The 14,359-nt window shown below is 59.5% G+C and carries 12 protein-coding genes; 11 read left to right on the top strand and 1 reads right to left on the bottom strand.

Annotated elements, in window-relative coordinates; translation table 11 throughout:
- Nucleotides 1-148 precede the first annotated feature (148 nt).
- The 9 genes from VY732_RS22875 to VY732_RS22835 all read left to right on the top strand — a co-directional run bounded on the left by VY732_RS22875 (nt 149) and on the right by VY732_RS22835 (nt 10,884).
- Nucleotides 149-880, top strand: a complete 732-nt coding sequence (locus tag VY732_RS22875; protein WP_025112821.1) for a response regulator — start codon at nt 149-151, stop codon at nt 878-880.
- A complete protein-coding gene (locus tag VY732_RS22870; RefSeq protein ID WP_212623162.1) occupies nt 870-2,339 on the top strand; it encodes an ATP-binding protein in 1,470 nt (489 codons plus the stop codon). Before VY732_RS22875 ends, VY732_RS22870 begins: the two co-directional genes overlap by 11 nt.
- A gap of 294 nt (nt 2,340-2,633) precedes the next feature.
- The gene (locus tag VY732_RS22865; RefSeq protein ID WP_331691837.1) at nt 2,634-3,893 is read left to right on the top strand and encodes a D-mannose isomerase; all 1,260 of its coding nucleotides are present in this window, start codon (nt 2,634-2,636) and stop codon (nt 3,891-3,893) included.
- A gap of 119 nt (nt 3,894-4,012) precedes the next feature.
- The gene (locus VY732_RS22860; RefSeq protein WP_077574253.1) at nt 4,013-5,314 is read left to right on the top strand and encodes an ABC transporter substrate-binding protein; all 1,302 of its coding nucleotides are present in this window, start codon (nt 4,013-4,015) and stop codon (nt 5,312-5,314) included.
- A 150-nt stretch (nt 5,315-5,464) separates the two neighbouring features.
- The gene (locus VY732_RS22855; RefSeq protein ID WP_331691836.1) at nt 5,465-6,373 is read left to right on the top strand and encodes a carbohydrate ABC transporter permease; all 909 of its coding nucleotides are present in this window, start codon (nt 5,465-5,467) and stop codon (nt 6,371-6,373) included.
- Nucleotides 6,366-7,211 (top strand): carbohydrate ABC transporter permease, encoded by an 846-nt coding sequence (locus VY732_RS22850; protein ID WP_093430462.1) that lies wholly within the window; start codon nt 6,366-6,368, stop codon nt 7,209-7,211. Before VY732_RS22855 ends, VY732_RS22850 begins: the two co-directional genes overlap by 8 nt.
- A gap of 2 nt (nt 7,212-7,213) precedes the next feature.
- The gene (locus tag VY732_RS22845) at nt 7,214-8,374 is read left to right on the top strand and encodes an ABC transporter ATP-binding protein (protein WP_116029964.1); all 1,161 of its coding nucleotides are present in this window, start codon (nt 7,214-7,216) and stop codon (nt 8,372-8,374) included.
- A 192-nt stretch (nt 8,375-8,566) separates the two neighbouring features.
- The gene (locus VY732_RS22840; protein ID WP_095126181.1) at nt 8,567-9,916 is read left to right on the top strand and encodes a carbohydrate porin; all 1,350 of its coding nucleotides are present in this window, start codon (nt 8,567-8,569) and stop codon (nt 9,914-9,916) included.
- A 113-nt stretch (nt 9,917-10,029) separates the two neighbouring features.
- Nucleotides 10,030-10,884 (top strand): D-hexose-6-phosphate mutarotase, encoded by an 855-nt coding sequence (locus tag VY732_RS22835; protein ID WP_007917868.1) that lies wholly within the window; start codon nt 10,030-10,032, stop codon nt 10,882-10,884.
- 210 nt (nt 10,885-11,094) lie between these two features.
- Here the strand turns inward: VY732_RS22835 and VY732_RS22830 are convergent, their stop codons facing one another.
- Nucleotides 11,095-11,955 (bottom strand): MurR/RpiR family transcriptional regulator, encoded by an 861-nt coding sequence (locus VY732_RS22830; protein ID WP_171057240.1) that lies wholly within the window; start codon nt 11,953-11,955, stop codon nt 11,095-11,097.
- Nucleotides 11,956-12,181: 226 nt separating this feature from the next.
- Here VY732_RS22830 and zwf point away from each other — a divergent pair, with 226 nt between their 5' ends.
- Entirely contained in the window at nt 12,182-13,648 is a 1,467-nt protein-coding gene (gene zwf, locus VY732_RS22825; protein WP_077574250.1) for a glucose-6-phosphate dehydrogenase, read from the top strand.
- Nucleotides 13,635-14,348 carry a 6-phosphogluconolactonase gene (gene pgl, locus VY732_RS22820; RefSeq protein WP_331691835.1) on the top strand — a complete coding sequence of 238 codons (714 nt, stop codon included), beginning with the start codon at nt 13,635-13,637 and terminating at the stop codon, nt 14,346-14,348. Before zwf ends, pgl begins: the two co-directional genes overlap by 14 nt.
- Nucleotides 14,349-14,359: the final 11 nt, after the last annotated feature.

Genomic DNA, 14,359 nt, shown 5'->3' with positions numbered 1-14,359 from the left:
CGCGATAGCTGTCTTGGATTCAACACATTCGTTGACTGACAAACCGCTATCGCGAGCAGGCTCACTCCTACAGTTGTTTTGTGGTGTTTGTAAAATCAGTGCTTAAGGCATAATCCGCCCCAATTCCAACAACAAGGATGCCTTCGAAGTGAGCTCAGTCAACAAGTCGATATTGTTGGTCGATGACGACCAGGAAATACGCGAGTTGCTGGAAACCTACCTGACCCGCGCCGGGTTTCAGGTACGGGCCACCGCCGACGGTGCCAGTTTCCGTCAGGCCCTCAATGAGGCGCCGAGCGATCTGGTGATCCTCGATGTCATGCTGCCCGACGAAGACGGCTTCAGCCTGTGCCGTTGGGTGCGTCAGCATCCGCGTCAGGCGCAGGTGCCGATCATCATGCTCACCGCCAGTTCCGACGAAGCCGACCGCGTGATCGGTCTGGAGCTAGGTGCCGACGATTACCTCGGCAAACCCTTTAGCCCGCGCGAACTGCAAGCACGCATCAAAGCCCTGCTGCGGCGTGCGCAATTCGGTCAGGAGCGCAGCGGCAGTGAAGTGCTGGCCTTCGATGAATGGCGGCTGGACATGGTCAGCCATCGGCTGTTTCACACTGACGGCGAGGAAGTGATTCTCTCCGGTGCCGACTTCGCCCTGTTGAAACTGTTCCTCGATCACCCGCAGGAAATCCTCGACCGCGACACCATCGGCAACGCCACCCGTGGCCGCGACCTGATGCCGCTCGATCGCATCGTCGACATGGCCGTCAGCCGTTTGCGCCAGCGCCTGCGCGATACCGAGAAACCGCCACGACTGATTCGCACCGTGCGCGGCAGTGGCTATCAACTGGCAGCCAACGTGGTTGCCGGCAATGGTCACTGATTCGCTGCGTAAACTCGCCGCCAAGGTCCCGGTTCCGCGTTCGCTGCTTGGGCGGATGTTGTTGCTGACCTTGCTGGCGGTGTTGTTCGCACAGACGCTGTCGAGCGTGATCTGGGTCTCGCAATTACGCGCCACGCAGCTCGAAGGCCTGGTCACCAGCGCCCGCAGCCTCGCCCATTCGATGACCGCCAGCGTCAGTTACTTCCGCTCACTGCCGGTGGCTTATCGACCGCTGGTGCTCGACCAATTACGCAGCATGGGCGGCACCCGCTTCGTCGTGACGCTCAACGACAAACCGTTGGGCATGGACGTGCTGCCGGTCACGCCGCGTAAAGCGGCGGTGATGAAAGCGGTCGACGAAGTGTTGCGCCAGACCCTCGGCAATGACACGGATATTTCGGTGACCTTTGTCAGCCCCGAGGACCTGCGGATTTTCAACGCCGGGCTGAAGCTCGATGAGTTGCCACGTTCCTGGGCGCATTACGCGCTGACTCTGGAACCGGTGAATCCCCCCGTGCTGGTCACGCAGATTCAGATGGCGCCGGGCGAATGGCTGTACATCGCCTCGCTGTTGCCGGAGCCGTACACCAGTCTTGAAGAGCAAGGCCTGCCCTCGCAGCAGGTGTGGTTCATCGTCCTCACCAGCGGATTCCTGCTGCTGTTCATCGGCCTGCTGGTGCACTGGCAGAGCCGGCCGCTCAAGCGTCTGGCACGTGCTGCACGGGATCTGTCACTGGGCGCCGACGTCGAACCGGTGGCCGAGGGCGGTGGCAGTGAAGTGGTGGAAGTGGGGCGCGCCTTCAACACCATGCGCGAGCGTATCAGCCGTTACCTGACCGAGCGCAGCCAGTTGTTCAGCGCGATTTCCCATGACCTGCGTACGCCAATCACGCGTTTGCGTCTGCGCGTCGAATTGCTTGAAGACGAGAAGCTGCAGGCCAAATTCGGTCGCGATCTGGATGAGCTGGAGTTGTTGGTCAAAGGTGCGCTGCAATGCGTGAAAGACACTGACATCCACGAGAACATCGAACCGGTGGATCTCAATCACGTGCTTGATTGTCTGGTCGAGCCCTATCTGGCACCGAATGGTAATGGTCGCGTGACTCAGCATGGCCGGGCGTTGGCGGCGTATCCGGGCAAGCCTTTGGCGTTGAAACGCTGCATCGGCAATTTGATCGACAACGCGTTGAAGTATGGGCAGAACGCGCATCTGCACATTGATGACGATGACAGCGCGTTTGTCTTGCACGTTGATGATGAAGGGCCGGGGGTGCCGGAGCAGCGCCTGGAGCAGGTGTTTGAGCCGCACTTCAGATTGGCGGGGCAGCAGCAGGGCTATGGCTTGGGGTTGGGCATTGCGCGCAATATTGCCCACAGTCATGGTGGGGAAGTGACGCTGCAGAATCTGCGTGAGGGTGGGTTGCGGGTGACCCTGCAATTGCCGCGTTCGGCGGATTAGGTCAAAAGCGCCCCTCACCCTAGCCCTCTCCCAGAGGGAGAGGGGACTGACCGAGTTGTCTTGCGTCATACATCGACCTGAAACACCGTGTCGATTATGGATTCGCTGAAAAACTTTCAGGTCGGCGTAACTCTTCAATACCCCGCGGTCGGCCCCCTCTCCCTCCGGGAGAGGGCTGGGGTGAGGGTGGCTCTTTTGTCACGGATCAGTGACAAACCCCGCCCCCTTCGTTACAAGCCCACCCCGGCCCGTTGTTTAGACTCCCCGCAGTCATAACAACAAAAAAGGCCACCCATGGATCTTTTCCAACCCGGCTTCAGCAGTTGGCTGAATGCCCCTGCCCACCAGCAATGGCTCGCCGCCGAAGGCCTGCGTCTGCTGGATTTCGCCAAGGCAGCAAAACTCCCACAAGGCTTCGGCAACCTCGACGAACGCGGCCGTCTGCCAGCGAACGCGCAAGCCGAAACCATGAACACCGCGCGCATGACCCATAGCTTCGCCATGGCCCACATTCAGGGCTTGCCGGGTTTTGCCGAACTGGTCGATCACGGCATCGCCGCCCTGCGCGGGCCATTGCGTGATGCTTTGCACGGTGGCTGGTTTGCCGTCGCCGAACACCGCGACGACAACACCGGCAAGAACGCCTACCTGCATGCGTTCGTCGCACTGGCCGCCAGCTCTGCGGTGGTCGCGCAACGCCCCGGTGCGCAGGCGTTGCTGGATGACGCCATCGATATCATCGACACCTATTTCTGGAGCGAAGAAGAGGGCGCCATGCGCGAATTCTTCAACCGCGACTGGAGCGAAGAAGAAGCCTATCGCGGCGCCAACAGCAACATGCACGCCACTGAAGCGTTCCTCGCTCTTGCTGATGTCACCGAAGATCCGCGCTGGCTGGTGCGTGCGCAACGCATCGTCGAGCGGGTGATCCACGGTCATGCCGCCGGCAACGGTTACATGGTCATCGAACATTTCGACCGCGACTGGCAACCGCTGCGCGAATACAACCACGACAATCCCGCCGATGGTTTCCGCCCTTACGGCACCACACCGGGCCACGGTTTCGAATGGGCGCGGCTGTTGCTGCACCTCGAAGCGGCACGTGTTCAGGCCGGCATGCTCACCCCCGGTTGGCTCGCGACCGATGCGCAGAAACTCTTCGAGAACAACTGCCGCAACGGCTGGAACGTCGATGGTTTGCCGGGCATCGTTTACACCCTCGACTGGGGCAACAAAGCCGTGGTCCGTCATCGTTTGCACTGGACCCACGCCGAGGCCAGTGCCGCCGCCAGTGCCCTGCTTAAACGCACAGGCGATGCGCAATACGAAAGCTGGTACCGGCTGTTCTGGGAATTCTGCGAGATGAATTTCATCGACCGTTGCGACGGCAGCTGGCACCACGAACTCAATCCGCAAAACCTGCCAAGTGCTGATATCTGGCCGGGCAAACCCGATCTGTATCACGCCTGGCAAGCCGTGCTGATTCCGCGTCTACCCTTGTCACCCAGTATGGCGACTGCGCTGGCACAGTTATCCCAGAGCAGTCCTGTGTAACCATGTGGTGACATTCGCGCGTCCCTTCGTTACCTGCGAAGGGAAACGTCCTGTTTAAACTCCTGTGCAGCGCAAGCACCAGACTTGCAATGCATAACAACAAGAAAGGTACATCTCAGATGAATGCGATTTCTCGCCTCGCTACTGTCATTTCTGTCGCCTCCCTGTTCCCGCTCGCAATTCTGCCTCTCAGTGTTTCCGCTGCCGAATCCAAAGGTTCGGTCGAAGTCGTGCACTGGTGGACGTCCGGTGGCGAAAAAGCCGCTGTTGATGTGCTCAAGGCGCAAGTCGAAAAAGACGGTTTCACCTGGAAAGACGGCGCTGTCGCCGGTGGTGGCGGTGCAACGGCCATGACCGTGCTGAAAAGCCGTGCAGTCGCCGGCAACCCGCCTGGCGTCGCTCAGATCAAAGGCCCGGACATCCAGGAATGGGCGTCGACCGGCCTGCTCGACACCGACGTGCTGAAAGACGTCGCCAAGTCGGAAAAGTGGGACAGCCTGCTCGACAAGAAAGTCTCCGATACCGTGAAGTACGACGGTGATTACGTGGCCGTGCCGGTGAACATTCACCGTGTGAACTGGCTGTGGATCAACCCGGAAGTGTTCAAGAAAGCCGGGATCACCAAGAACCCGACCACCCTCGAAGAATTCTATGCCGCTGGCGACAAGCTGAAGGCGGCGGGTTTCATCCCGCTGGCCCACGGCGGTCAGCCTTGGCAGGACAGCACCGTGTTCGAAGCTGTGGTGCTTTCGGTCATGGGTGTCGATGGTTACAAGAAAGCCCTGGTTGATCTGGACAACGCCGCGCTGACCGGCCCGGAAATGGTCAAGGCACTGACCGAGCTGAAGAAAGTCGCGACCTACATGGACGCCGACGGCAAAGGTCAGGACTGGAACCTCGAAGCGGCCAAGGTCATCAACGGCAAGGCCGGCATGCAGATCATGGGTGACTGGGCCAAGTCCGAATGGACCGCCGCCAAGAAAGTCGCTGGCAAGGACTACGAGTGCGTCGCCTTCCCGGGCACCGACAAGGCGTTCACCTACAACATCGACTCGCTGGCCGTGTTCAAGCAGAAGGACGCAGGCACTGCGGCCGGTCAGCAGGACATCGCCAAAGTCGTGCTGGGTGAAAACTTCCAGAAAGTCTTCAGCATCAACAAAGGCTCGATCCCGGTTCGCAACGACATGTTGAACGACATGGAGAAACTCGGTTTCGATTCCTGCGCACAGACCGCTGCCAAGGACTTCCTGGCAGACGCCAAGTCCGGCGGCCTGCAGCCAAGCATGGCGCACAACATGGCGACCACGCTGGCGGTGCAAGGCGCGTTCTTTGATGTCGTGACCAACTACATCAACGACCCGAAAGCCGACCCGGCCGACACCGCCAAGAAACTTGGCGCAGCGATCAAGTCGTCCAAGTAATCCTTGGACCCTGTAGGAGTGAGCCTGCTCGCGATAGCAGTTTGTCAGGCAACAGATTCATCAACTGGCACACCGCAATCGCGAGCAGGCTCACTCCTACAAGGGGACGAGTTGCCCAAGTAGTCCTTTTCTCTCGTACTGGATTTCCCCATGAGTTCTGTTGCTGTGTTCAGCAAGGCCTCGCCGTTCGATGCATTGCAACGCTGGCTGCCCAAACTGGTGCTGGCGCCGAGCATGTTCATCGTGCTGGTGGGCTTCTATGGCTACATCCTGTGGACGTTCGTGCTGTCGTTCACCACCTCGACTTTCCTGCCTAACTACAAGTGGGCCGGTCTGGCGCAATACGCGCGGTTGTTCGACAACGATCGCTGGTGGGTCGCGAGCAAAAACCTCGCGCTGTTCGGCGGCATGTTCATCGGCATCACTCTGGTGATCGGCGTGTTGCTGGCGGTGTTCCTCGACCAGCGCATCCGTCGCGAAGGCTTTATCCGCACCATTTACCTGTACCCGATGGCGCTCTCGATGATCGTCACCGGTACCGCATGGAAATGGCTGCTCAACCCGGGCATGGGCCTGGACAAATTGTTGCGTGACTGGGGCTGGGAAGGCTTCCGTCTCGACTGGCTGATCGACCCGGATCGTGTGGTGTATTGCCTGGTGATCGCCGCTGTGTGGCAAGCCTCGGGCTTCATCATGGCGATGTTCCTCGCCGGCCTGCGTGGCGTTGATCAATCGATCATCCGTGCCGCGCAGATCGATGGCGCGAGCATGCCGACGATCTATTGGAAAGTGGTGCTGCCAAGCCTGCGTCCGGTGTTTTTCAGCGCGGTGATGATTCTGGCGCACATCGCGATCAAGAGCTTCGACCTGGTCGCTGCGATGACCGCCGGTGGTCCGGGTTATTCCTCCGACTTGCCGGCGATGTTCATGTATTCCTTCACCTTCAGTCGCGGCCAGATGGGCATGGGCTCGGCCAGTGCGATTCTGATGCTCGGTGCGATCCTCGCGATCATCGTGCCTTACCTGTATTCCGAGCTGAGGACCAAGCGCAATGACTAGTCTCGCTGCCAAACCCGCTATCAGCCTGAGTCGCATCGCGATCTACGCAGTGCTGATCATCGCCGTTCTGCTTTATCTGGTGCCGCTGGTGGTGATGTTGCTGACCAGCTTCAAGACCCCGGAAGACATCAGCACCGGCAACCTGCTGAGCTGGCCAACCGTGGTCAGCGGTATCGGTTGGGTCAAGGCCTGGGCCACGGTTGACGGGTACTTCTGGAACTCGATCAAGATCACTGTGCCAGCCGTCATCATCTCCACCGCCATCGGTGCCTTGAACGGTTATGTGCTGTCGTTCTGGCGCTTCCGCGGTTCGCAGTTGTTCTTCGGTCTGCTGTTGTTCGGCTGCTTCCTGCCGTTCCAGACCGTGCTGCTGCCGGCCTCGTTCACCCTCGGCAAAATGGGCCTGGCGAGCACCACTACCGGTCTGGTGTTTATCCATGTGGTTTACGGTCTGGCGTTCACCACGCTGTTCTTTCGTAACTACTACGTGAGCATTCCGGATGCGCTGGTAAAAGCTGCGCGTCTGGATGGCGCAGGTTTTTTCACGATTTTCCGCCGCATCATTCTGCCGATGTCGACGCCGATCATCATGGTCTGCCTGATCTGGCAGTTCACCCAGATCTGGAACGACTTCCTGTTCGGTGTGGTGTTCTCCAGCGGTGATTCGCAACCGATCACGGTGGCGCTGAACAACCTGGTCAACACCAGCACCGGCGCCAAGGAATACAACGTTGATATGGCAGCGGCGATGATCGCCGGCCTGCCGACCCTGCTGGTCTATGTGGTCGCAGGCAAGTATTTCGTGCGCGGGCTGACGGCCGGCGCAGTCAAGGGGTAATCATGGCAACGCTCGAACTTCGCAACGTCAACAAGACCTACGGTGCCGGCCTGCCGGACACCCTGAAAAACATCGAACTGTCGATCAAGGATGGTGAGTTCCTGATCCTCGTCGGCCCGTCGGGCTGCGGCAAGTCGACTCTGATGAACTGCATCGCCGGTCTTGAAACCATCACCGGCGGCGCGATCATGATTGGTGATCAAGACGTCAGCGGCATGAGCCCGAAGGATCGCGACATCGCCATGGTGTTCCAGTCCTACGCGCTGTACCCGACCATGAGCGTGCGCGAGAACATCGAATTCGGCTTGAAGATTCGCAAGATGCCTCAGGCGGCGATCGACGAAGAAGTCGCGCGCGTGGCCAAGCTGCTGCAAATCGAACACCTGCTCAATCGCAAGCCGGGTCAGCTTTCCGGCGGTCAGCAACAGCGCGTGGCGATGGGCCGTGCGCTGGCGCGTCGGCCGAAGATCTATCTGTTCGACGAACCACTGTCCAACCTCGACGCCAAGCTGCGCGTCGAGATGCGCACCGAAATGAAACTGATGCACCAGCGCCTGAAAACCACCACGGTCTACGTGACCCACGACCAGATCGAGGCGATGACCCTGGGCGACAAGGTTGCGGTGATGAAGGACGGCATCATCCAGCAGTTCGGCACGCCAAAAGAGATCTACAACGATCCGGCCAACCTGTTCGTGGCGAGCTTCATCGGTTCGCCGCCGATGAACTTCATCCCGCTGCGCCTGCAACGCAAGGACGGTCGCCTGCTGGCGCTGCTCGACAGCGGCCAGGCGCGTTGCGAGTTGCCGATGAGCATGCAGGACGCCGGGCTTGAAGATCGCGAAGTGATCCTCGGCCTGCGCCCGGAGCAGATCGTTTTGGCGAACGGCGAGGGTAACGGCCTGCCGAGCATTCGTGCCGAAGTTCAGGTGACCGAGCCGACCGGTCCGGACACCCTGGTGTTCGTCAATCTGAATGAAACCAAAGTCTGCTGCCGTCTGGCGCCGGACGTGGCACCGCAGGTGGGCGAGAACCTGACGCTGCAATTCGATCCGTCGAAAGTGTTGTTGTTCGATGCCAAGACTGGCGAACGCCTCGGCACTGCCGGGCAACCACAGACCGATGCGCGGTCTGCGAACGTGGCGCAATTCAAAGGCCGCTGAAGATCAATGTAGGAGTGAGCCTGCTCGCGATTGCGTCCTGTCAGTTGATGTAGTTGTTACCTGACACACCGCTATCGCGAGCAGGCTCACTCCTACAAAGGAGCAAGCGGTGCCCGGCCTGTCGAGCATCGCAATTTATGTAAACCGCGTTAGATAAAAACAGTTAATAACAATAAAGACGAGGATGTAGGGATGAAAAAGAAACACGTCAATGCCCGGTTGATCTGTCAAGTGTCGGCTGCGGCGGCCTTGGTGCTGGCCGGTAACGCCATGGCGGCGGATGCCTTCAGTTCCGATTCGAAATGGATGACCGGCGACTGGGGTGGCGAGCGTACCAAGCTGATCGAGCAGGGTATCGACATCAAGGCTGACTACGTTGGGGAAGTCGGTGGCAACCTGAACGGTGGCTACAACGACGACAAGACCGCGCGTTACGCTGACCAGTTCGGTCTGGGCGTGGCACTCGATCTGCAAAAGCTGTGGGGCTGGGATAACACCCAGGCGAAGATCCAGCTGACCAACCGTAACGGCTACAACATCTCCAACGACCGCGTTGGCGATCCGCGTGCCGGCACCCTCAGCTCCTCGCAGGAAGTCTACGGTCGTGGCCACATGGTGCGTCTGACCCAGTTGTGGATTCAGCACCAGTTCTTCGACAACAAACTCGACGTCAAGGCCGGTTACTTCGGTGAAGGCGAAGACTTCAACACCTTCCCGTGCGACTTCCAGAACCTCGCGTTCTGCGGTTCGCAAGTGGGTAACTGGGCAACCAACATCTGGTACAACTGGCCCGTCAGCCAGGCCGCGATCCGCGTGAAGTACAACATCAACGACGAGCTCTACGCGCAGATCGGTGCGTACAACCAGAACCCGTCGCAGCTGGAACACGGCAACGGCTTCAAACTCAGCGGCAGCGGCACCAAAGGTACTGTGTTGCCGGTCGAGTTGGTCTGGTCGCCGAAGGTCAACAGCCTGCCGGGCGAATACCGCGTCGGTTACTACAAAAGCACGGCGGATGCCGACGACGTTCGCGAAGACGTCAACGGTTTCGACGCTGCTACTACTGGCGATGCCTACAAGACCCACAGCAGCAAAAGCGGCTACTGGTTTGTGGCGCAACAGCAACTCACCAGCCACAACGGTGATGCGACCCGCGGTCTGAACATCGCCGCCAACGCCACGTTCCACGACAAAGACACCAACTTCATCGACAACTATCAGTCGGTGATGTTTGTCTACAAAGGCCCATTCGACGCGCGTCCAAAGGATGACGTCGGTATCGGTGCGGCGCGTATCCACGTCAACGACGACGTGAAGAAAAACGCCGAGCTGCTGAACGCCTCCAACGGCGTTTCGGATTACGACAATCCGGTGTTCTCGCCGATTCGTGAAACCGAATACAACTACGAGATCAACTACGGCTTCCACGTCACCAACTGGCTGACCGTACGCCCTAACCTGCAGTACATCACTCACCCGGGTGGTGTGGATGAAGTCGATAACGCTTTGGTCGCTGGCCTGAAAATTCAGTCTACGTTCTAACGCGTCTGCGATAAGCTCCTCTCTATGTGCGCATATTTGCGGACAGCCAAGGCTGTCCGCTTTTTTTTGGGGCTGGCGCCGCCCGGTGAAAGTCGAGTTCAGGATCGTGGCAAATGCATGAGCATCCGCTGCAACGCTTCTTCAAATCCCTGCGTGAACAACCGGTGTTCGCCTGGGAGCGCTATCAGATGCGCGACGTGTTGGTGATCGATCATCCGCTGTGTCAGGCGGTGTTCAGTCGTCAGGGCGCGCAGTTGCTGCACTTTCAGCCGCGTGGGCAAAAGCCGTGGTTGTGGTGTGCGGCGAAGTGGCCGCACGTAGGTGCCATTCGCGGTGGCGTGCCGGTGTGTTGGCCGTGGTATGGCCGTCATCCCAGCGAAAACGCTTGGCCATCGCATGGTTGGGCGCGACTGCTCGACTGGAAGTTGCTCGACAGCAGCAGCGCCGAAGATGGCGTGCGCCTGCACTGGCAATTGCAGCTGTGCGACTGGCAGGTTGACCTGCATGCGCATCTGGGCGAACGCATGGAACTGCGTCTGAGCACCGAGCATCAGGACGATATGCCGTGCCAGTTGAGCCAGGCTTTGCATGCTTACTGGCGTATTGGCGATGTCGGTGAGATAGCGCTGTCTGGGCTCGAAGGTGCGCAGGGTTATGACCAGTTGAATCGCCAGGTTTGTCAGCAGGAAGGTGAATTGCGCGTTGATGGTGGCTGTCAGCGAGTGTTCCAGCATGACGGCGAATTGCAGCTGAAAGATCACGCCTGGCAGCGTGAGCTGTGCATCGATACCGGTGACAGCGCGGACACGGTGGTCTGGCATCCGGGGGCGCGGCCGTTGTTGGGCGTGACGTGGGATGAGATTTCCGAGTTCGTGTGTGTGGAAGCGGCGGCGGGCGGGACGGACAGCCTGCATCTGGCGCCGGGGGAGAAGGCGCATTTGAGTTTGCAGGCGTGGGCGGCGGCTTAGTGTGTCAGTCACATCGTAGCCCCTCACCCTAGCCCTCTCCCAGAGGGAGAGGGGACCGAATGGGGGATATTCGAGAGATGCACCGACCTGAACGAATGTCGGTGAATCCATAATCGACTCGGTGTTTCAGGTCGATGTACCGCGCAAGACACCTCGATCGGCCCCCTCTCCCTCCGGGAGAGGGCTGGGGTGAGGGTGTGCTTTTGATCTTTAGTTGAATTCATCCCCAACCGGATACCGGCTGGCATTCAAGCTCTCTTTGATCTTGCGCAAATGCGGCTGGAAATCCACGCCACGACGCAAGGTCATCCCCGTCGCCAACACATCCAGCACCGTCAACTGAATGATCCGCGAAGTCATCGGCATATAAATGTCGGTGTCTTCCGGCAGCGGAATATTCAGGCTCAAGGTACTCGCCTTGGCCAGCGGCGAATTCTCCGCCGTCAAACCCAACACCGAAGCGCCGTTCTCGCGAGCAATGCGCGCCACCTCGACCAGCTCACGGGTGCGACCGGTGTAGGAAATGATCACGAACAACTCACCGGTGTGCGCCACCGAGGCAATCATCCGCTGCATCAGCACATCGGCATGCGCAGTGACGGCGAGATTGAAACGGAAGAACTTGTGCTGCGCATCCAGAGCCACCGGTGCCGAGGCGCCGAGGCCGAAGAAGTGGATCTGCCGCGCCTGAATCAACAGGTCGACGGCGCGGCTGATCAGGTTCGGGTCCAGCGCCTGACAGGCACTGTCCAGCGAGGCGATGGCGCTGCCGAAAATCTTCTGCGTGTAGGCTTCTGGATTGTCGTCAGCCTCGACCGCGCGGCTGACATACGCCGCGCCACTGGCCAGGCTCTGCGCCAGTTGCAGCTTGAGTTCGGGATAGCCGCTGACACCGAACGAACGGCAGAAACGGTTGACCGTCGGTTCGCTCACCGAGGCTGCCTGGGCGAGGGCGGCGATGCTGAAGCGGGTGGCCTGCTGCGGGTTGAGCAGGATCACCTCGGCGACTTTGCGTTCGGCCTTGTTCAGGTCTTCAAGGCGACTCTGGATCTGTTCCAGTAAATTTCGCACGCGGTCCATATGGAATTCCTAATTCACCTGCGCAAAGGTGCGCCGGGCTATGCAAATTGGGCCTTTGATATGGCCCGTAACGGTGGCCTATCCTACTGATGCGTCCGAGCGACCACCACTCGGAATCTGTATTTTGCGAAAATGTTGTGGTTATTACTACATTTTCCCTTGAGTGATGCCTTGAAAAAAGGTATTTGTAGCTTAACTTGATAAAAGAACAAACATCATGCCTTCGATTACGGTTGAACCGTGCACCTTTGCCTTGTTCGGCGCGCTTGGCGATCTGGCCCTGCGCAAGCTGTTTCCTGCCCTTTATCACCTCGATGGCGCCGACCTGCTGCACGAGGACACGCGCATCATCGCGCTGGCCCGTGAAGAAGGTTCCCAGCAGCAGCACATGGCGTTCATCGCCGCCGAACTGCGTCGTTATGTGGGCAAAGAGCTGGACGAGGCAGTCGCTGAGCGTTTTCTCGCACGCCTGACCTACCTGCACGTCGACTTCCTCAAATCCGAAGATTATGTGGCGCTGGCCGAACTGGCCGGCAGCACGCAGCGCATGATTGCCTACTTCGCCACGCCGGCGGCGGTGTACGGCGCGATCTGCGAGAACCTGGCGAAAGTCGGTCTGGCAGAAAACACCCGCGTGGTGCTGGAAAAACCGATCGGCTCCGACCTCGAATCGTCGCGCAAGGTTAACGACGCCGTGGCGCAGTTCTTCCCTGAGAACCGCACCTACCGCATCGACCACTACCTGGGCAAAGAAACCGTTCAGAACCTGATCGCCCTGCGTTTCGCCAACAGCCTGTTCGAAACCCAGTGGAACCAGAATTACATCTCCCACGTGGAAATCACCGTGGCCGAGAAGGTTGGCATCGAAGGCCGTTGGGGCTACTTCGACAAGGCCGGCCAACTGCGCGACATGATCCAGAATCACCTGCTGCAACTGCTCTGCCTGATTGCCATGGACCCGCCGGCCGACTTGTCCGCCGACAGCATCCGTGACGAGAAAGTAAAAGTGCTCAAGGCGCTGGCACCGATCAGCCCGGAAGGCCTGACCACGCAAGTGGTGCGCGGCCAGTACATCGCCGGCCACAGCGAAGGCAAATCCGTACCGGGTTACCTCGAAGAACCGAATTCCAACACCCAGAGCGACACTGAAACCTTCGTCGCTTTGCGTGCCGATATCCGCAACTGGCGCTGGGCCGGCGTGCCGTTCTACCTGCGTACCGGCAAGCGTATGCCGCAGAAACTGTCGCAGATCGTCATCCACTTCAAGGAACCGTCGCACTATATCTTCGCCCCTGAGCAGCGCTTGCAGATCAGCAACAAACTGATCATCCGCCTGCAACCGGACGAAGGCATTTCCTTGCGCGTGATGACCAAAGAGCAGGGCCTGGACAAAGGCATGCAACTGCGCAGCGGCCCGCTGCAACTGAATTTCTCCGACACCTGGCGTAGCGCGCGGATCCCCGATGCCTACGAGCGGTTGTTGCTGGAAGTGATGAACGGCAATCAGAACCTGTTTGTCCGTAAAGATGAAATCGAAGCCGCGTGGAAATGGTGTGACCAGCTGATCGCCGGGTGGAAAAAATCCGGTGACGCGCCCAAGCCGTATGCGGCAGGGTCGTGGGGGCCGATGAGCTCCATTGCATTGATCACGCGGGACGGGAGGTCGTGGTATGGCGATATCTGATGTGCAACTGCCTGCGGGCGTGAACGCTCACGAATTCAACAGCCCAGTGCTGTTGGCCGAAGGTCTGGCGCTGAACGTTGCCAAGCAATTGAGCGAGGCCATTGCGGCACGCGGCAACGCGGTGCTGGTGGTGTCTGGCGGTCGTAGTCCGGTGGCGTTTTTCCAGCACCTGGCCAAGCAGGAACTGGACTGGTCGAAGGTCGTCGTGACCCTCGCCGACGAGCGTTGGGTACCGGTTGAACACGCTGACAGCAATGCCGGTTTGCTCAAGCAATACTTGCTCAAAGGCCCGGCGGCCAAGGCGCAGTTCCTCAGCCTTTATAGCGCGGCGGCCAACGTCGAGCAGGCTGCGGAACAGGCTGATCGTCTGCTCGCCGAGTTGCCGCCGATTGATGTGCTGGTGTTGGGCATGGGTGATGACGGCCACACCGCGTCGCTGTTCCCCGACAGCCCGAACCTGACCGAAGCGCTGCAGGCTGATGGCACACGCCGTTGCTGGCCGATGCTGGCGCCGAGCGTGCCGCGTCAGCGCCTGACCATGAGCCGTGCGCTGCTGGCCTCGGCCCGGCACAAGATTCTGTCGATTTCCGGTCAATCGAAACTGACCACCCTGAATGCCGCACTGGCATCCGACGACGTCGCCGCCATGCCGGTGCGCGCGTTTCTGCAACCTACGTTAGAGATTTACTGGTGCCCATGAGCCAAGGAACA

The organism is Pseudomonas sp. ZY71 (genome assembly GCF_036542145.1).
Classification (GTDB): Bacteria; Pseudomonadota; Gammaproteobacteria; order Pseudomonadales; family Pseudomonadaceae; genus Aquipseudomonas; species Aquipseudomonas koreensis_A.
The sequence above is the reverse complement of the archived record's forward strand: the minus strand, read 5'-3'. Positions and strand labels throughout refer to the sequence as shown.